At 60.2% G+C, this 18822-nt stretch carries 17 protein-coding genes and 1 pseudogene; 6 read left to right on the plus strand and 12 right to left on the minus strand.

The window, feature by feature from the left end; translation table 11 throughout:
- The 3 genes from dgoD to EOA29_RS06040 all read right to left on the minus strand — a co-directional run.
- A partial coding sequence (gene dgoD, locus EOA29_RS06030) for a galactonate dehydratase (protein ID WP_127220487.1) occupies positions 1 to 1101 on the minus strand: 1101 nt, incomplete at its 3' end.
- 80 nt (positions 1102 to 1181) lie between these two features.
- A complete protein-coding gene (locus EOA29_RS06035) occupies positions 1182 to 1925 on the minus strand; it encodes a FadR/GntR family transcriptional regulator (RefSeq protein WP_126091803.1) in 744 nt (247 codons plus the stop codon).
- A gap of 151 nt (positions 1926 to 2076) precedes the next feature.
- Entirely contained in the window at positions 2077 to 2718 is a 642-nt protein-coding gene (locus tag EOA29_RS06040; protein ID WP_126091802.1) for a ThuA domain-containing protein, read from the minus strand.
- Here EOA29_RS06040 and EOA29_RS41230 point away from each other — a divergent pair.
- Positions 2699 to 2968: a hypothetical protein gene (locus EOA29_RS41230; RefSeq protein ID WP_189478833.1), complete on the plus strand. Its 270-nt coding sequence runs from the start codon at positions 2699 to 2701 to the stop codon at positions 2966 to 2968. The genes EOA29_RS06040 and EOA29_RS41230 overlap by 20 nt on opposite strands.
- 6 nt (positions 2969 to 2974) lie before the next feature.
- Positions 2975 to 3400, plus strand: a complete 426-nt coding sequence (locus EOA29_RS42840) for a hypothetical protein (RefSeq protein WP_245468423.1) — start codon at positions 2975 to 2977, stop codon at positions 3398 to 3400.
- Positions 3401 to 3457: 57 nt separating this feature from the next.
- Here EOA29_RS42840 and EOA29_RS42845 read toward each other — a convergent pair.
- From EOA29_RS42845 to EOA29_RS06055, 3 genes and pseudogenes are all read right to left on the minus strand, one after another.
- Positions 3458 to 4510, minus strand: a pseudogene (locus EOA29_RS42845) (recombinase family protein); the annotation flags it as partial.
- A complete protein-coding gene (locus EOA29_RS06050; protein ID WP_126091801.1) occupies positions 4507 to 4782 on the minus strand; it encodes a hypothetical protein in 276 nt (91 codons plus the stop codon). The pseudogene EOA29_RS42845 and the gene EOA29_RS06050, both read right to left, overlap by 4 nt.
- Positions 4783 to 5097: 315 nt before the next feature.
- Positions 5098 to 5793, minus strand: coding sequence for a hypothetical protein (locus EOA29_RS06055; RefSeq protein WP_126091800.1), 696 nt, complete (start codon positions 5791 to 5793; stop codon positions 5098 to 5100).
- A 135-nt stretch (positions 5794 to 5928) separates the two neighbouring features.
- On the opposite strand from EOA29_RS06055, the gene EOA29_RS06060 reads away from it, so the two are divergent.
- The 4 genes from EOA29_RS06060 to EOA29_RS06075 all read left to right on the plus strand — a co-directional run bounded on the left by EOA29_RS06060 (position 5929) and on the right by EOA29_RS06075 (position 11775).
- Entirely contained in the window at positions 5929 to 6156 is a 228-nt protein-coding gene (locus EOA29_RS06060) for a helix-turn-helix transcriptional regulator (protein WP_210213119.1), read from the plus strand.
- Positions 6157 to 6573: 417 nt separating this feature from the next.
- A complete protein-coding gene (locus tag EOA29_RS06065; protein WP_127220489.1) occupies positions 6574 to 9867 on the plus strand; it encodes an AAA family ATPase in 3294 nt (1097 codons plus the stop codon).
- A 535-nt stretch (positions 9868 to 10402) separates the two neighbouring features.
- On the plus strand, positions 10403 to 10669 hold the full coding sequence (locus EOA29_RS06070; RefSeq protein WP_127220491.1) for a hypothetical protein: 267 nt from the start codon (positions 10403 to 10405) through the stop codon (positions 10667 to 10669).
- On the plus strand, positions 10666 to 11775 hold the full coding sequence (locus EOA29_RS06075) for a mandelate racemase/muconate lactonizing enzyme family protein (RefSeq protein ID WP_126091797.1): 1110 nt from the start codon (positions 10666 to 10668) through the stop codon (positions 11773 to 11775). Before EOA29_RS06070 ends, EOA29_RS06075 begins: the two co-directional genes overlap by 4 nt.
- Positions 11776 to 12098: 323 nt before the next feature.
- Here the strand turns inward: EOA29_RS06075 and tnpB are convergent, their stop codons facing one another.
- From tnpB to EOA29_RS06105, 6 genes are all read right to left on the minus strand, one after another.
- Entirely contained in the window at positions 12099 to 12269 is a 171-nt protein-coding gene (tnpB, locus tag EOA29_RS06080) for an IS66 family insertion sequence element accessory protein TnpB (RefSeq protein WP_126095742.1), read from the minus strand.
- A gap of 205 nt (positions 12270 to 12474) precedes the next feature.
- The gene (locus EOA29_RS06085) at positions 12475 to 13902 is read right to left on the minus strand and encodes an aldehyde dehydrogenase family protein (protein ID WP_127220493.1); all 1428 of its coding nucleotides are present in this window, start codon (positions 13900 to 13902) and stop codon (positions 12475 to 12477) included.
- Between the two features lie 63 nt (positions 13903 to 13965).
- Positions 13966 to 15000 (minus strand): GlxA family transcriptional regulator, encoded by a 1035-nt coding sequence (locus EOA29_RS06090; RefSeq protein ID WP_126091795.1) that lies wholly within the window; start codon positions 14998 to 15000, stop codon positions 13966 to 13968.
- An 89-nt stretch (positions 15001 to 15089) separates the two neighbouring features.
- Positions 15090 to 15785 carry a B12-binding domain-containing protein gene (locus EOA29_RS06095; protein ID WP_126091794.1) on the minus strand — a complete coding sequence of 232 codons (696 nt, stop codon included), beginning with the start codon at positions 15783 to 15785 and terminating at the stop codon, positions 15090 to 15092.
- A gap of 74 nt (positions 15786 to 15859) precedes the next feature.
- Positions 15860 to 17383, minus strand: coding sequence for a trimethylamine methyltransferase family protein (locus tag EOA29_RS06100; protein ID WP_126091793.1), 1524 nt, complete (start codon positions 17381 to 17383; stop codon positions 15860 to 15862).
- A 66-nt stretch (positions 17384 to 17449) separates the two neighbouring features.
- Complete coding sequence (locus EOA29_RS06105) at positions 17450 to 18421, minus strand: LysR substrate-binding domain-containing protein (protein WP_245464872.1); 972 nt, start codon at positions 18419 to 18421, stop codon at positions 17450 to 17452.
- Positions 18422 to 18822: the final 401 nt, after the last annotated feature.

Below are 18822 nucleotides of genomic sequence, written 5' to 3' on the forward strand. Positions count from 1 at the left end.
CCGGTCGGCGACCGCCTCGTCGACCTCGACGCCGAGCCCCGGCGCGTCCGGCACCTGCCAGCAGCCGTCGACCATGCGGATCGGCCCCTTCACCACCTCGAAATACCAGGGCACAGCGCCGACCATCTCTTCCTGGATCAGGTGGTTGGGTGTGGAGACGGCGAAGTGCAGCGCCGCCGCCCCGGCGATCGGACCAAGCGGATTGTGCGGCGCAACGCCGACGGAGACCGCCTCGGCCATCGCGGCGATCTTCTTCGCCTCGAGCAGGCCGCCGCAATGGCAGATGTCCGGCTGCACGATATCGGCCGCCCTTGCCCGAAAGAGATCGTCGAATTCGGGACGGTCGACCAGCCGCTCGCCGGTGGCGATCGGCACGCGCGACTTGGCGGCGAGCTGCGCCAGCGCGCCGGTCTCGCCCGGCGGCAGCGGCTCCTCGACGAACATCGGCCGGTGCGGCGCAAGCGCGTCGATATAGGCGAGGGCGGTCGAGGCCGAAGCGGGACGGCCGTGGAAGTCGACCATGATTTCCACTTCCGTCCCAACCGTCTTGCGCAGTGTCTCCATGAGGCGGCCGACTTTGTCGACCTCGACAAGTGGGGCGTGATAGTGGCTGTAGGGAATGAAGACGGCCTTCAGCGCGCGATAGCCCCTGGCCACCACCTCGGAGGCGCGCTGCACCAGCGGCTCGGCATCGAGCGTTTCATAGACCGCGCGCATGTCGCCGAGGCCGAGATGGGTATAGACCTTGACCCGGTCGCGCACCTTGCCGCCGGTGAGCCGCCAGACTGGCTGACCTAGCCATTTGCCGAAAATGTCCCACAGCGCCAGCTCGATGCCGGAAACCGCCGACATGCCGATGACGCCCAGGCGCCAGAACGAGTGCTTCTTGAGGATGCGCACGGCCTGCTCGATGTCGCGCGGATCGCGGCCGATCAAAAGCGGCGCCAGGTCGTTGACGGCGCCGACGACGGCCTGGGTCTTCCATTCCAGCGTCGCCTCGCCCCAGCCGTAGAGGCCTGGCTGATCGGTTTCGATGCGCACGAACACCCAGTTGCGCATATCCGCGTTCACGACGCGCGTGGTGATCGCGACGATTCTCAAGCGCAACTCCTCCCAGACGGCACTTAGATCATACGAAACCGAGTTATCATACGATCTAAAATGGCGTCAAGGCAGAAACGTCAGCCCTTTGCGTGAAGGTCGTCGGCGGCGATGTCGAGCAGTCGGTTCATGGCGGCTCGGGCGCCGGCGGTGTCGCGGACGCGGATCGCCTCCAACACCGCGACATGCGCCGACAGCGCGCGTGACTGCGCCTCCATCAAGGGGTTGGTGACGAGAAAGGTGGCGCGCAGAGCCGCCTCCAGCATGCCGACCAGCCCCTTGAGCACGACATTGTGGCTGGCGGCGATCACGCCCTTGTGGAAGGCAAGATCGGCCTGGCAGACCGCGTTGAGATCGTTCGGAATGTTGTCGCGCATCCCATCCACCGCGCGCTCGATCTCGGCAAGATCGGCGGCGGTGGCGCGCCTCGCGGCGAGCTCCGCCGCCGCCGGCTCGAAGATGCGGCGCGCCTCCAGCAGGCCGGAAACCAGCTCTTCATCATCCTGGATGGCGGGATGCCAGCCGAGCACCACAGGGTCGAGCAGGCGCCAGTTGTCGCGCGGCAAAACACGGACGCCGGCCCGACGCCTGGCCTCGACGAGGCCTTTCGCCGACAGCACCTTGACCGCTTCCCTCACCGAAGTACGGCTGACACCCAGCATGGCACAGAGATCGTCCTCGCGCGGCAGGGCGGCGCCGGGAGCATAGTCCCCGCCCAGGATGCGGCTACCCAACATGCTGACGACGGCGTTGTGCACGCTCGCCCCGCCCTGGTCGACCGAAGGCATCCACCCTGTTGCATCCGAAGGAACGATGGTCTCCACGCAATCCTCTCCCGATAGAGCACGCTGTAGCAAGCTGTTGTATGAAAGCTTACGTCTTATGTAAATCACCAATTCATATGATCTATTAAGTAGAGCCGCTAAGGCCGCGACGCACGCATCGGCGCGCAGCGATCGACCTGAGGTCACGGACTCAGCGCGCAGCCCACACCAGCCCGCGGCGCAGGATCGTCCGCATCTGCGGCACTTCGAACTCCTTCGCCACGTGGCCGAGCGACGAATAGAATACACGTCCCTTGCCGTGCCGGCGCTTCCACACAACCGGCATGACGACGCCGTCGATCCACGGCGCGTGTTCGCCCGAAAAGGTGGTGGTCGCCAGCACCTCGTTCGAGGGGTCGACATGCATGTAATACTGCTCGGAGCGGTAGGCGAAATCGTCGATGCCATCCATGATCGGGTCGTCGCGTCGCACGATGTTCACCCGATAGTCGATGATGTTGCCGGGATGCGCGACCCACTGCCCGCCGCACATGAACTGGTAGTCGGTCGATTCGCGGAACGCGTCGCCCATGCCGCCATGATAACCGCCCAGCCCGACGCCGCTTTCGACAGCCTTGGTCAGGTTGGCCTCTTCGGCCTTGGCGAGCTTGGACATGGTGTAGATCGGCACGATCAGGCTGAGCTCGGCAATGGCCGGATCGGCGAATGCCGCGGTCGTGTTCTCCACGCGTACGGCAAAACCTTCCTCCTCGAGCATCGCCTTGACGGCACGCGCTCCGGCTTCGGGTTCGTGCCCTTCCCAGCCGCCCCAGATGATCAACGCCTGCCGCATGTTCTGCTCCTCCTACGTTAGCGCCACGGCCGAACGGTGGCGCGGGGCGCCGAGCGACCATCGCTGCAAAGCTCTGCCGTGTCGAGTTGGAAAGAAACCGCAGGGCGAAAAACAAAAACGGCCCGCGCGAGGCGGGCCGTTTTTGTATTTGGTTGCGGGGACCCGCAACCCCTTTTGTCATAACATCGTCGGACTGTTCATTTCGGTCGGGTTTGGCGAGTTCGAGGATGCCGAACAGCTCGCCGCGTAGCTCGGCATGAACTTCGCCGCGCTTGTTGCCCGGCGTGAGCACGATCTCTCCGATCAACGAGCGCAACGCTTCTGCGGCCCGGCGTCCGTCCTCTTGGTCGGCGAGCGCTTGCGTGAACTGCTCGGCCCGCTTGCGGTAGAGAGCGGCAATATTGGGATGCAGGTCGGGCACGTCAGTGGGCGCCACTGCCAGACGCGCCGTGATCTCAGCCTTCTGCCGCTCCAGGTCTTCCATCCTTGCTTTCATCGAAGGTTGGTAAAGGCCATCCTCGATCGCGGCCATGATGCCGGCGATAGCGCGCTCGACCTTGTCGAGCGCTTTGCGGTCCTGTTCCCCTTGCGCGCGACGCTCCTGGTTCAGGCGGTTGGTCTCCTGGGCAAAGGCTCTGATCGCCTCGGCCACCGCATCGGCCGACACCAGCCTTTCCTTTAGACCGGCGAGGACTCGCTGTTCGATCTTTTCGCGGGTGATGGTGCGGCCGTTGGCGCAGATGCCCCGGCGCTGGTGGTTGAGACAGGCATAGCGGTCGCGCGTGAACAGGCCGTAGCGCCCGCCGCAGCAGCCACAGATGAGCAGGCCGGAAAGGAGGGAGACCGGCCGCTTCATGGTGTGCAGCTTCCTGGCCCGGGCCTTGCGCGTGGCGATCGCCACCGCCTCGAACTGGTTGGCGATGGATTTCTGTCTCTCCTTCACGGCCTGCCACAGTTCGTCCTCGACGACCCTGAGATGCGGCACCTCGGTGCGAATCCATTTGATTGGCGGATTGGCCCGGGAGACGCGTTTGCCGGTAGCAGGATCCTTGACGAAATGCAGGCGGTTCCAGACCAGCACACCGGTATAGAGTTCATTGTTGACGACGCCGGTGCCCCGGATGAGATGCCCGCGCACGCTGGTGTCGCCCCAATGCCGGCCGAGCGGGCCAGGAACGCCCTCCTTGTTGAGATCGACTGCGATCGCCTTCGGGCTCTTCCCGGCGGCAAATTCGCGGAAGATGCGGCGCACGATGGTCGCTTCCTCCGGCACGATTTCTCGGTCGCCGCGAACAGGCTCACCTTCGGAATCGAGTTTCTTCACCACCCGGTAGCCGTAGCACAGTCCGCCTCCGGCCTTGCCCTTCTCCACCCTCCCGCGCAGGCCGCGATGGGTCTTGAGGGCAAGGTCCTTGAGGAAGAGCGCATTCATCGTGCCCTTGAGACCGACATGCAATTCGCTGATCTCGCCCTCGGCCAAAGTGACGATGGCAACGCCGGCGAATTTGAGATGTTTGAAAAGGGTTGCGACATCCGCCTGGTCGCGGCTGATGCGATCGAGCGCCTCGGCCAGCACCACCTCGAAGCAGCCGCGTTGGGCATCGCGGACCAAATGCTGGATGCCCGGCCGTAGCACGGTGCTGGCGCCGGAAATCGCCGCATCCTCAAAGGTTCCCGCCACGCTCCAGCCCTCGCGCGCCGCCTGCTCACGGCACAGCCTCAACTGGTCCTCGATGGAGGCATCCCTCTGGCTGTCGGAGGAATAGCGGGCATAGAGTGCGACACGGGTCATGGCGGCGGATCCTCTCTCTTGTTCCCAAGGGGTTTCCCATCCGGCCCCCTGCCCTCTCCCTCTTGGCGGCCTGGACGATTGTCGTTGGCCGCCAGAACCACCTCGAACGCCTCCCGTGCCAGTTGCCGGCCGATCAGCCGGGCGATGTCCAACACCACCCGATCCACCTTCGCCGCCGCCGTGAGTTCGGGGCGATCTTCCGGGCTGACGAGGTCGCCGTTGTCATTCGCCGGAACCAACGCCTGCGGCCCAGTCATGGTTTCCTCTGCCATCGCGGTCGCTCTCCCAATGGTGGATCGACCTGCCATCAGAGGCCTCCAGATGGCGAAGGAAAGTACGAAGTTCACGTCGTAGGGCCGCAGCGTGCAATAACTTGCGCCGTGCGGTTTCGTCTCCCAGCTAGTCGCTAAGACAGGCGATAGCGCTCAATCAAAGGGACACCGGTTGGCCGGCACTATTGTGCGTTCCAACTGTTTCGGTGAGAGCACTTGCAGACACTCGAACATAACCAGGGGATTCCCTTTGTCGTCTCCGCAATGGGCAGCCAGAGCACACCCACGCGATCGTCGTCATGGAGAAATCCCTGATCAGCCAGCGCTTCCTTTGCACTCCTGATGCCTTTCTCGCGCGCAGGAAGCGATGATGGTTGTCGGATCAATGTGATGGTAGCGGGCAAGGTCATCGAGCACCGACCGGATATGACGCCGGGGGAATTCGTCTGGATCCTCCCAATGTTCACCGTAGCGCAGGATTACCAAGAGCTTAGCCAATACACCTTCAACGGAGCATGCCGGAGTCAGCGGTAGGTCATCCAAAAGCGCCTGTTCCGCCGCTTCCGATCTCTGTATTAGTTCGTCAGTTCTCGAAAACCCGATCTCGGCATCGGTAGCGTCCCAGCGCGCCCGATGTGCAGCTAGATCCGCTAGCGCCCTATCCCATGCCACTTCGTTTTCGGGAGAATAGAGTTCCTCGAGACTCTCGACGGAATGGATCGTCTTTTCCCCGCCGCCGGGAAGCTGCATCTTGGCACAGGGAAAGCCAATCGCTTCGACAAGATATGTCTCCAATCGCTGCTGTTGCCGGCATAGAGCCGAGGTCGAGCGATGAACCTCGTGCCAGCTCTCACACAATCGAAGAGCTGGATCGTCCTGACGGCCCTTGATCGACATATTCTCTCGCGCCCGCGCGCCAAAAGGCCACAGTCCAGCCACCGCAACAAGCTGCGTCATCAGCAGCCGCCGAGTGACGAAAGACAAAGGCGTGGTATTGTCGGAATCAGCCATGATCCGAGCTCCTAGCAGCTAGGGTTGTGGTCAGGCCGGATCGGTGTTGCGTCACCGTTCCGGCCGTTTAGTGCACTCATGAATACAGTTAGAGCAGCATATGAGCAACAAAAATCACCATATTATGGTGATCTTATGACGCCGGTCCAATGTCGGATGGCCCGGGCCGCGCTGGATTGGGGTGTCCTCGATCTTGCTAGAGAAGCGGGTGTTTCAACACAGACGATTGTGCGCCTGGAACGAGGCGAGGCGCTTAAACAGCCTACGCTCGATCGAATATGCGAGGCCTTCGAAGCTGCCGGAGTGGAATTCATTGCAGAGAACGGCGGCGGCCTCGGTGTCCGCATAGCCAAGCGGTCTTAGCGACACCTCAATCGCGCATGCCATGTTTCGAAGCCAGCTAAGTTCGAAGGCATCCTTGGTCGCTTTGCTGACAATTCAGTCTGCAATGGTGCCGCTAGCCGTCGGTCCGGTTTGGCATGCTAAAGGCCCGTAGGCCGACATTCGCCTGGATTGCGCGGGCTGCTCGAGTTTGATCCATTCCGGACGTTCGGTCCCCTTTGTTCGACACCAGGCTCGAGCTTCGAATGGTATCTCATCATGAGTCTTGGTACGATGGCTTCCGAGCGATCGGTCGCAGCGACTTCGGCGCTAGAGCAAGGTCGGAACTAGGAGTCGATGGACATCAAGTTGCATGGCCCACACCATGTCAACAGGCATGCCGCTCAGTGAGACGGTCCGCAATTCGTCCGTCTTAGCCAAGCAATTGGGGAACGCGCTATGCGCGACGTCGCCAAATGGCTGGAGAAACAAGGTCTTGGCGAGTACGTGGAAGCGTTTGCCAAAAACAAGATCGATGGCGATGTGCTGCATAGCCTGACGGGCGATGATCTTAAAGAAATGGGGGTTGCCGCGGTAGGTGATCGGCGCAGACTTCTGAGGGCGATAGCCGGCCTTTCAGTACCTGACACCGGACGGAGCAACGAAGGAGCCACGGAACCGGTCACGTCGGCTGAGCCCTCGCAAGATTTGTCGCCCGAACGTCGGCAGCTTACGGTGATGTTCTGTGACCTGGTGGACTCGACGCGCCTCTCGGTCGAGTTCGATCCCGAGGATGTGGCCAACGCAATACGTGCTTATCACTTAAGTTGCACAAAGATCGTGGCGGGATGGGATGGGCATATCGCCAAGTTCATGGGCGATGGGGTGCTGGCCTATTTCGGCTGGCCGCGCGCCCACGAGGACGATGCTGAGCGCGCCGTCGAGGCGGGCCTTGAACTGACATTCGCAGTCTCAACGTTGGACACCGCGATCGGACGAGCTATCGCGGCTCGCGTCGGTATCGCGACAGGTCTTGTAATGGTCGGTGAAACGACCGGCACTGGAACGGCGCGAGAGCGCGCTGTGGTCGGCGAAACTCCGAATCTGGCTGCGCGGCTGCAGGGCATCGCGGAGTCCGGAACTGTCGTGGTCTCGGCCAGCACGCGGCAGCTTCTCGGCAATCTCTATGAGACTGCCGATCTTGGCGAACATCTCTTGAAGGGATTTCCGGAGCCCGTGCGCGCTTCGCGTATCTTGGGTAAGGCGGCCAGAGAGACACGCTTTGAAGCTCTGCACGGCCGGCTCCACACGCCGCTGATCGGGCGCGACGATGAAGTGGAACTGCTGACAAAGCGATTCCGGCAAGCAGAGGCGGGCGAAGGCCAAGTCGTTCTCGTTTCGGGCGAGCCAGGTATCGGCAAGTCACGCCTCTGTGAAGCTGTGCGAGCAAAGCTACTGGATCGGCCTCATGCGCGCCTGACCTATCAATGCTCGCCCTCACATGCGGACCGAGCGTTTTACCCTCTGGTCATGCAGCTAGAGCAAGCAGCCGACATTCACCCGGAGCTCAATCCGGGCGAAAAGTTGCGAAGGTTGGCGGCGATACTCCCCAAATCTGCCGAGGGAGACGACGCTTTGTTGGTTCTCGCAGCTTTTCTCTCGCTTCCAATGAACCGAGGAGAAGGCGGCTGGCCAAGCCTAGATGCGGTTCAACAGAAGGAACGCACTTTTGATGTGCTTGCGGGCCTTATAGAAGATATCTGCGCCAAAGGTCCATTGATTATCATCTTCGAGGATCTGCACTGGTGTGACCCGTCGACACGCGAGTTTCTCAACCGGCTCGTCGACGGGGTAGAGGCTCTGCCGGTCTTGCTAATCGTCACCTCGCGTCCCGGGATCAGCGTCGCATGGTCCGATCAGCCTCATGTCACGACGCTTGTGTTGAATCGCATAGCCAAGCGCGAGTGCGAGAAAATGATCGGTTCGCTGGCGGACTCTGACTTGCTGCCAGAAAGCATCGTTGAAGAGATTGTGAAGCGGAGCGATGGGATACCTCTCTTTCTCGAAGAGATGGCCAGGACCCTGATTGAGGCACAGAGTCAACCGAGCTCCGCCGGGGCTCTCGAGCGGGGCGTGCCCGCATCACTTCAAGACATGCTGATGGCGCGGCTCGATCGGCTCGCCAGTGGAAAGCGGGTCTATCAGACCGCGGCAGCAATAGGCCGGGAGTTCACGATCGAGCTTCTCGAGCGCGTATGCGATCCCGATGGAGCTGCCCTACAAACTGCTTTGGATGCCTTGGTCGACGCTGGGCTGCTGGTCTTCCGGCAAGCCGCTTCGGGAGCGACCTATGTCTTCAGGCACGCTCTGCTTCAGGATGCGGCCTATGGCAGCTTGCTACGTGACACGCGGAAAGAACTGCACAAGCGTATTGCCGGTGCGCTTACGCAGGCGCGGACCGACGATCCGGCATTGCTTGCGCACCACTACGAGAGAGCAAATGCCTGGGAAGAGGTCCTGAATTGCCGGCTCTTGGCTGCGGCGAAAGCCCAGAGTCGAGGGGCTCGCTGGGAGGCGGCCGAGCATTACCGGCGCGCCATCCACGCCCTCGAACACCTTCCGGACACGGCGGCACACCAAAAAACATACGTAGAGACGGTCCTGGCGCGGGTCAGGTGTGGCAGGCCATACGCGACCAAAGAGGAGCGTGGCGAAGCGCTTCACCAAGTCGACAGGGCAATCGCGTGTGCTGAGGGAGACATCGCGGCCTTGGCGGGGCTGCAGTCCTTCAAAGGCATGGATTGGTTGGAAGAGTCCTTGTTGGTCAGCGCAGAACTACATGCCAGTTTCACGGATACGGCGTGCCAGGCCGAAGTCGCGATGCGCTACGCCATCTTGCTCGGCAATACCGGACGGCTTGAGGAATCACTCGAGAAGATCGAACGGGCTGCGAATCTGTTGAAGGAAGTCGGGGATCTGGAAGAACTTGGGTCCTTCGCCGCAGGTCCCGGCCGCTGCTACAACGCCCGCGCCGGGAGGTTGAAGCGCTCCCTCCAATTTGCGCAGATGGTTCGAGAGATAGCAGCGTCAACCCAAGACGTCGAGGTGCGCTCGTGGGTGGTGATGGAAGCAGAATCTTGGTTTTACAAAGGATTGTGGCAGCGCACGGTGCAGGTCGTCGAGCAGAACCTTTCGACCGCGTGGGAAAACGGGAGATGGAGCGTTGTGTTGTGGTCGTCAGGCTGGGCAGCCATCGCCTGCCTGAAGCTGAACCGGATTTCCGACGCAAGGGCTTTCCTGGATCCGGTGATGAAGACAGTGGCACGGCGGCTGGATGACGATTTCTGCAAGATCTATCCGCACATCGCTTTGAGCCAATTGCACTTGGCAGAAGGGGACGCTGCAGCCGGGCTGCAAGCAGCGGAACGCGCATTGGAGCTCGCGGAGCGCGTAACGGCAAGGCTTGAGATTGGCGCTGCCCGTCGCGCGCTCGGCCAAGCCTACGAGGCCAGTGGCGACCGCCAATCGGCGGACGCGCAGTTCCGCAGAAGTGTCGATCTTCTCCAAACAATCCAGTCTCGTCCTGAACTCGCCCAAAGCCTGCTTGCCTTTGGCAGATTTGAACTTGCCACGAACAGAGGCAACGCGAAGAAATTGCTACACGGCGCACTTGAGCTTTTCAAAGAAATTCAAGCAGACGGATGGATGGCGGAAACCCAAAACGCGCTTCGTCATCGATCTTCTTCAAACTGAACCCAGCACACCACGTCCGCGAAATGATGACAAAGGTGCGACTGTTGACTTTAGAGAAGCGCGAGATACGGCTGCTCATCCGGGTCGAGGCCAGGGAGGTCGGCTTTTGGGGTTCAGCTTGAACGTGCGTACCGACCGAGATTGGGCGCAAAGTGGTCATTTCTGAACCGTCGCGAGCACGACTGGTATGGGTCAGGCCGGCCCTTTCGCACTGGCTTGAGGGCAGCAAGTAGCGCAGGTTAGACATAGGTTACATTAATATCAGGCGCTCATTTTTTTCGTCTACAGCTTTGCCGGAATGACTTCTAGGCTCGGGCGAGGGCAAAGATGGCCGCTGAGGCTGCCTGACGTCCGGCCTCAATGAGAAAACACTCATGGATTTCGCTTCTCCGCTTTCCAGCCGACATACTGCTGTTCCGCCCCCCTCAAGTCGAAGCAACCCCATCGGGGTGGTACCTGACAGGGTCCGGATCTCCTGCTAGTGCCGCTGAAGGGCAACGTCGATTGCGATTGCCTAGTGGTAGGCGGTGGCTGGATGCTGCACGCCGTTCGCCGCTATGCGGATTTAAATCCTGATGCTGCGATGGATCTCGTTTACGCCGGCCGTGTCGGAAACAACGCCGCCGGACGTTGCATGGGCTTTGCCATCGACCTAGCCCACAATCCGCGCAAGTGCAATTTCGTGGACGACGTCAAACGCAATCTGGATGAACTGACCACTAATATAGACGGTAATGCCTATCTCCGCTCAGCAGTAGAGCAACTGGGCGTCGATTGCTTATTTTTGGAGGTGCCGCAGTGAAGATCAAGGAAATCCACATCTATTCGCACAGTCTGCCCGTCAAGAACGGCCCCTACAGGATTGCAAGCAGTACCGTCCAGGCGCTCGAGACGACCCTGGTGAAAATCGTCACCGACAACGGTCTCTTCGGCTGGGGCGAAACCTGTCCCATCGGCGCCACCTACCAGCCCCAGCACGCGAAAGGTGCCGTCGCCGCGTTGGAGGAAATGGTTCCGGGACTCATCGGTGTCGATCCGCTTCAGCCGCTGGTGTTTCGCCGCAGGATGGACGGCCTTCTCAACGGCCACCACTACGCCAAGGCAGCGTTGGATATCGCCGCATATGACATTCTGGGGAAACAGGTGAACATGCGGGTCGCCGACCTGCTAGGCGGCGTGATGACCGAACGCGTTCCGTCCTTCTACGCATCCGGTCTCGGAGAGCCTGACGAGGTCGCCCACATCGCCGAAGAACGCGCGAACGAAGGCTATCGACGCATGCAGATCAAGATCGGTGGCGCTCGCCCGATCGAAGCCAATATCGAGGTGGTCAGGAAGGTATGGGAGCGCGTAGGCACCCGCATGCGGCTTGCCGTCGACGGCAACCGGTCGTTGACAACGCGGGACACGCTGTGTCTCAGCCGGGAGTGCCTGGACATTCCTTTCATTATCGAACAGCCCTGCAACACGATCGAGGAACTTAAGTCGATCCGCAGTCAGCTTCACCACGCTCTTTACCTCGACGAGAACTGCGAGGATCTGAACACCGTGCTCCGCGCTGTCGGCGATGGCATCTGCGATGGCTTCGGTATGAAGATCACCCGTATCGGCGGCCTGCACGCGATGGCAACGTTCCGCGACATTTGCGAGACCCGTTCAATGCCGCATACCTGCGACGATGCGTGGGGCGGCGACATCATCGCCGCGGCCTGCACCCATATCGGCGCGACCGTACAGCCCAGGCTCCTTGAGGGTGTATGGATCGCCCAGCCTTACGTGGAAGGCAACTACGATCCGGAAAACGGGGTCAAGATCGAGGGCGGCCACATCAAGCTGCCCACCGGGCCGGGCCTCGGGGTGATCCCGGATGAGAGCCTGTTTGGAAAACCCGTGGCGTCTTTCGGCTGATATGATCTCTGACACCACGACCGGCCGCGGGGAGACGATGCCGCATGTCGTCGAGAAAGCGGCGGAAAAGGAAGAAGGTCGTTATCGCCGAAGCCGGGCCGGCGGAGGCTAGAGGCCACGCGAGTCGCCGGCTCTCACAGGCATAACTCAACCGATTGCCATCAAACTTCGCATTGCCTCCCGCGGCGGGGGATCGTCGCACGCTTCACTAGCCGGCCGATGTAAAGCGGCCCGCCCACATTGGGACCGGTGGCCGAAAGGCCCCTTCCGCCGAACGGCTGAATGCCAACCATGGCTCAATGATGATCCGGTCGATGTAAAGGTTAGAGGCAGACGCCGGTGCCTTCCTCCCAGAAAATCAGCTTGATCCGGTCCGTTCGTTTCGCCCGAAAGACATAGACTGCGCCGCTGAACCGATCGGCGCCCACCGTCTCGCGCACCAATGCGGCCAGCCGCTGAGTCAGTCTGCAGCGTCGAGAAATTCCGACATTAATGCGCGTTTCAGTTCATCGATCGAACGTCGCATCTTGTGCGAACCTGCTGCCAGTCCAGAAATTACCTTGCCGTGTCGGTCGAATATCGAAGTGTCGGACCGTCGAGGGGCCGAAAGAGACGGTCCAACCGAAGCCCTCCAACAACTGAGCGACCGCTTCGGGCCGAAGAGGAAGGTCGGTTATCCGAGCGGCAGGTTATTTCCGCTTAGGTACCGTAGCCGATGATGCCCTTGATCTCCAGGAAATCGTGAATTGCCCAGTCGGCATACTCGCGGCCGTTGCCCGACTGCTTGTAGCCGCCGAAGGGCGCGAACGTGTCCCACTCGGGATAGTTGATGGAAACTTGGCCGGCGCGCAGCTTGGCAGCCACTCTCCGCGCGTGCTCTATGTCCCGTGATTGCACATAGGCGGCAAGGCCATAGACGGTGTCGTTGGCAATTTCCACCGCGTCCTCATCGTCGTTATAGGAAATGACCGAGAGCACCGGCCCGAAAATTTCTTCCTTCTCGATGGTCATGCCAGGCTTCACATGACCGAACACGGTCGGGCGAACATAGTAGACGCGGCTAAGGTGCTCAGGGCGGCCAAGGCCGCCGGTGACCAGCGTTGCGCCTTCCTTAATGCCGATTTCGATTAGCCGCTGGATCTTATCGTACTGAATGTTGGAGACTACAGGGCCAAGTGTAGTCTTGGCCGAACGTGGATCGCCGACATTGTGCGCCTCGGCCGCTTCCTTGGCGATCGCCAGCGCCTCGTCATGGCGCGAGCCCGGGACAAGCATCCGGGTCGGCGCATCGCACGACTGGCCGCTATTTCCGAAGCAGCCTTCGACGCCCTTCTTCACCGCGGTTTCGAAATCCGCGTCGGGCAGCACGATGTTTGCCGATTTGCCGCCGAGCTCCTGCGCTACACGCTTTACCGTCTGCGCTGCCGTCTGCGCGACGATGATGCCGGCACGGGTCGAGCCGGTGAAGGAGACCATGTCGACGTCGGGGTGGCCGGCCATGATTTGGCCGACGTCCGGCCCGGTGCCGTTGATCATATTGTAGACACCCTTCGGCGTACCGGCAGCCTCCATCACCTCGGAGAATACGATCCCACTGATCGGCGCGATTTCCGAGGGCTTCAACACTACACTGCAGCCGGCGGCGATGGCAGGAGCAACTTTGCAGACGATCTGGTTGAGCGGCCAGTTCCACGGGGTGATCAGGGCGCAGACGCCGATCGGCTCTTTGACCACCATGGTCGAGCCACGTTTCTCGGAAAACTCATAATCTTGCAGTGCCTTGATAGTGGCTTCCATGTGAGTGCGGCCGGCCCAGGCCTGCGCCTCGCGCGCCCAAGTAATCGGCGCGCCCATCTCCTGGCTGATTGCTTGCGCGATGACCTCATAGCGCTCATTGTAGATCTCGAGGATGCGCTTCAGCAGCGTCAAGCGCTCGGCCTTGGTCGTCCGGGAGAAAGACGGAAACGCGGCCTTGGCGGCGGCGACCGCCTTGTCGACGTCGGCCTTCGAGCCGATCGATATCTTCGTATAGGCCTCCTCGGTAGACGGATCGATGACATGCAGCGTCGCCGGCACCACTGGCGCGACCCATTTGCCGTCGATGAAAAACTTCAGATGATTGCTCACTAAATTTCTACTCCGAGTTAGTCCAATGAAGCGGTCTGAAGGCAAAGCGTACCGGGAACGAGATCAGCCACGATAGGCCCGTGGATTGATGCCAAAGGCTTGACGAAAGCATTTCGAAAAATGCGAGGCGGATGCGAAACCGCAGGCGATCGCGATCTCCACCACTGGCAATTCCGTCTGTTCGATAAGACGTCTGGCGCGCCCGAGCCGCAAATCCAAGTAGTAGCGCATCGGTGAGGACGAAGCGGAACGCCTAAAAAGCCTTTCGATCTGGCGTTGGGACCGGCCAACGCATTTGGCTATGTCGCGCAGCGGCAACGGGTCCTCTATGTGCTCTTCCATGATGCGGATGACTTCGGCGAGCGGCTTACAAATGCCACCCTCATTGCCGTTCGCCGTGCATTGCGTCTCCGAGGCGGCGCGCCAATGGCCGGCGGTCGTATGCCTGCAGACGGCAAGCGCGGCCTCCCGTCCAAGGTGTTCGGTGATCAAATCCATGACCAGGTCAAAGGACGCAAACTCTCCCGCACAGGTAACGAAACTGGACTCGCGAACGAATAGTTGGTCGGTCACTCGGAGTCGGCCGAACATTTCAGAGAGAGCTGCCCGCTTATCCCAATGGATCGTGCATCTAGTATCATCAAGGATTCCGCTCTCTGCCAGCAGCCACGTTGCTGTGCCCAATGCGGCGATGGATACCCCATGCCTCCGGCATAGACGAAGAATATTGATGAGCGAGGCCGAGGAGCGCTTCTCGACCCTCTCGCCGGCGCAGACGACAACCATGTCTGGCCGATAGCTAGCTATGACGCGCCTTCCGGCACTCGCGAAGTCGCTGCTCGCAGACAAAGTGAAACCGCTGGCGCACTCGACGGGCTTCCCGTCCTCGCTCGTAATCGTCCATTGAAAAAAGGACCTACCGTAAACCAAGTTCGCATAGCGCAGAGGATCGACAAAGGCAGAGAGGCTGAGCTGCGAAAAACCGGGAAGTATTAGAATGACGAACCGGCATACGTCTTGATCTGATTCGATGACCTGCCTTTTCGGGTCCCAGGCTACGACCCGGGAGCGATTCTCCGCTGAAAATGGCGCGTTCATACGTTAATTCCTTTTTGGAGCCCCTATCGGGCCGTGTGCGGCATTTTGCTGAGCGGTTTCGTGCCGAGCATTCTAGCGTAGATGTGTCCTCAGCTGCGCGTATTGTGCTTGCGCTTCATGAAGTCCTTGGCGGTCTCCACGGCCACCGCCGCGTCGCGGCAATAGGCGTCGGCCCCGACGGCCTTGCCGAATTCCTCGTTGAGCGGTGCGCCACCAACCAGCACGACATAATCGTCGCGGATGCCCTTTTCCTTCATCGTATCGATGACGACCTTCATATAGGGCATGGTGGTGGTGAGCAGCGCCGACATGCCGATGATGTCGGGCTGGTGCTGCTCGATCGCATCCAGATATTTCTCGACCGCGTTGTTGATGCCGAGGTCGATGACGTCGAAGCCAGCACCCTCCATCATCATGCCGACGAGGTTCTTGCCGATGTCGTGGATGTCGCCTTTGACGGTGCCGATCACCATCTTGCCCTGCTTCGGCGCGCCGGTGGCGGCGAGCAGCGGACGCAGGATGGCCATGCCGGCCTTCATGGCGTTGGCCGAAAGCAGCACTTCCGGCACGAACAGGATGCCATCGCGAAAATCTTCGCCGACGATGCGCATGCCCTCGACCAGCGCTTCGGTCAGCACCTTGTAAGGCGCCCAATTGCGCTCGAGAAGGATATGCGTGCCTTCCTCGATTTCTTCCTTCAGCCCGTCATAGAGGTCGTCATGCATCTGCTGCACAAGTTCCTCGTCGGAAAGCTCGGAAAGGATGATATCACCTTCATCGGACATGATGCATTTCCGCTATTGCAGTTGGATTTTTTAGGCTGGCGAATCAGGCAGCTGGACGTATTTACCACCCGACGTCAGGTTGCAATTTCGCGCTTGCGGCGCTCGACAAAAGCGTCAAGCTCCTCGCGTGCCGCTTCATCAAGGGGGGGCTGTTCGTACTCCGCAAGGATCTGTCGCGCCCTTTCCCGGGCTCGCCGAGCCAAGTCCTTTTCGCCGTTCGCCTTCCATTGCGGATAAGAGTCATAGTCGAACAGTTGAGGCATCATGAAGCTGTCTTCGAACACCTCAAGCGTGAACGGATCGGCGAGATAGTGGCCTTGCGGTTCGGTTCGTCTAACTGCTTCCATGGCAGCATCGAGCCGATCCAGGGACACTCCCCGGGCCAGGCGGTGGTAGAGCATAGATTGTTCGGCCTCGACGACGAGTTTGCCGTAACACGTCACAAGTCCGCCTTCATCCCAGCCGCCCGCATGAAGCATGAGATTGGCGCCAGCTGTGATGCCCGTGAACATGGCCATAGCGCTTTCATATCCTGACTGCCCATCAAAAACTTTGGAACTGGCCTGCGCAGCGGTGGTGCGCCAGGGAAGGCCGTAGTGGCGGGCAATTTGACCGATGCCGTACTGGATCAGCGAAATCTCCGGTGTACCCGCCATTGGCGCACCGGATTTCATCGACGTCGAGACGGTGAACTGTCCGAGGACGCATTTGGTGCCCGGCTTGTAAATCTGCATGTAGGCAATACCAGCCAGAGCTTCTGCCGACATTTGTGCAAGTGTAGCGGCGATGTCAGCAGGCGCATTGGCGGCAGCGAGGACAAAGGGGGACATCAGGCAGACCTGCCCGGCATCGGCATAGTTGCGCGCACATTGCAGCAGCACGTCGTCCCACATACGCGGAGACACGCAATTAATGTGATTGATCGTGACCGCGTTGTTGGCAACGAACTCACGGCCGTGAACGATCCGTGTCATCTCAAGAGAGTCGAGAACATAGTCAGGAATGTTCGGTACGCCGAAGAACGGCATGTCGGTGTAGATCAGCGTGCTCCGTACCCATTCAAGATGCCGATGGGGAACGGCGATATCCATAGCTTCCGCATGGAAGCCGCTACTGATTTGATAACAGGGCGACATCTGCACGATCTTGTTCAATTCGTGAACGTCTGCGAGTGTCGAGCTCCGACGCACGCCATCGAGGTCGCGCACATAAGGCGCCCCCTGGGCCGGGCAGAACACAACGTCGCGTCCGCCGAATTTAACGCGACGCTCCGGATTGCGAGATGCAAATTCCCAGCGCTTTGGCGCCTTGGCGATTAGGTCTGCGATCATGTGTCGGTCTGGGAACACCAGATTGCCGCGCACTTTGGCTCCAGCGCGTTTCCAGTCTTCGATGGCTCGATCGCACCGGAACGCTATGCCGATTTCCTCGAGAACAGTCATCGCCGCGTTGTGAACGCGCGTGAAGTTCTTCTCGTCCAGGACTTCCGTAAATGGCAACGTGTTGGTCACATGCGGCAGGCGAATGGATGAGCGCTTCTCAATCCTGTCCGCCTTTCGCTTGTCGCGCCCTTGCCGACGCCGCACCGCTTCAGACATAGCTCACACTCTTTCCCCTTTCCTCCGAAACGGAGACCAACTGATCAAGGCTGGTGGCCGTTCCTATCACTCGGAGCACTCTCGGTATCGCCCAAAAGGCTCATCAGGGCTTGAGTTTCCGGCCGGGGCATTTGCGAGCCGCTGCGCTTTGCTCCCGCCCCAAGCGAGAGAAGAGGCCGATGATCGGGCCTGTTCGCGGACCCAGGCTTTAAGGGTTGCCGCGGCGTTCGAGAGCCCCTTCTTGCTATTCCATGCGAGACAGAAGCCGACCGGGTCCCGCATGGACAAATCCGTGAACCGAGCGAGCTTACCCGCCCCGATTTGATGACTCACCAGCGAGTCCCAACCCAGAGCCACCCCTTGATTTGCTTCAGCAGCGGTTAGGAGCAGAGCGTACTTCCCAAAACGCTTGCCACGTAGCCCTTCACAGGGCACCGAGACGGCCTGAAGGAAATCCTGCCACAAAGGCCAATCCGGATTGGTCCAATCCATGTGGAGGAGCGGCAATCGGGAAAGCTCCGATGCGGATACGCCTTGGTGTTCAAGAGCGAAATCTGCGCCGCACACTGGGTAGATCAAGTCTTCGAAGAGCGGTTCGACATTTTCGTTCGGCCAGGCGCCTGTCGCTGGACGGACGAACAGGTCGACTTCGGCATTGCGAAAATCGCGGCTCTGTTCCGATATCAGGTGGTTAACCGTGATGTTGGGATAGCGTGTCCAGAAATCCAGCATTCTCGGCATAAGCCAGAATGTTGCGAAGGCATCTGTGCACGCAAAGGTTACGCTCTCATCGCGCTTTCCCGCCTTAACCGCCTTTATTGCGTCGGAACACCGCGAAAAAGCGGCTGCGATTTCGGAAAACAGGTCTTGTCCTGCCGGCGTAAGGTGCACCCCGTTTACCTCACGAACGAACACCTTGACGCCGAGCTCGCCCTCTAGAGCCCTAATTTGACGGCTGATAGCCCCCGTCGTCACATTCATCTCGTCTGCCGCGCGTTTGAAACTTGCATGACGTGCGGTGGCTTCGAAGACAGCCAAAGTGTTCAGGGGCGGCAGCCCATAATATTTTCGAACTATCGTTTCCTCCCGTAACAACCAGGAAGCATAGGGCCTTGCGGCAGCCCTCCGCTGAACTTCCACCTGAGGCCAGGCAGCGTGCGCGGCGCCACCGTCCTCAGCGGAGCCACCGCAACCGCACGACAAACAAGAATCGTGCTGGACTCATGTCCACTCTTGGCCATCTATCGATGTCCCCCGTACCCCCCGTGGACTTAGCTCCCAATGGACATGTCGCCATCCGGAGCAGGCGCCCCGAATTTGTATGCTTTGCCAGCTATCGTTGGCTGGGAGGTTTCATCGTAATGTTCCTATTTGCAGCTCAAACTTAGCGAGACCGGCAGCGCGATCCCAGAGTGAAAAGCTCGTGGGTGCTATAGAAC

Origin of the sequence: Mesorhizobium sp. M1E.F.Ca.ET.063.01.1.1 (genome assembly GCF_003998155.1) — a bacterium.
In the GTDB taxonomy this organism is placed as follows: domain Bacteria; phylum Pseudomonadota; class Alphaproteobacteria; order Rhizobiales; family Rhizobiaceae; genus Mesorhizobium.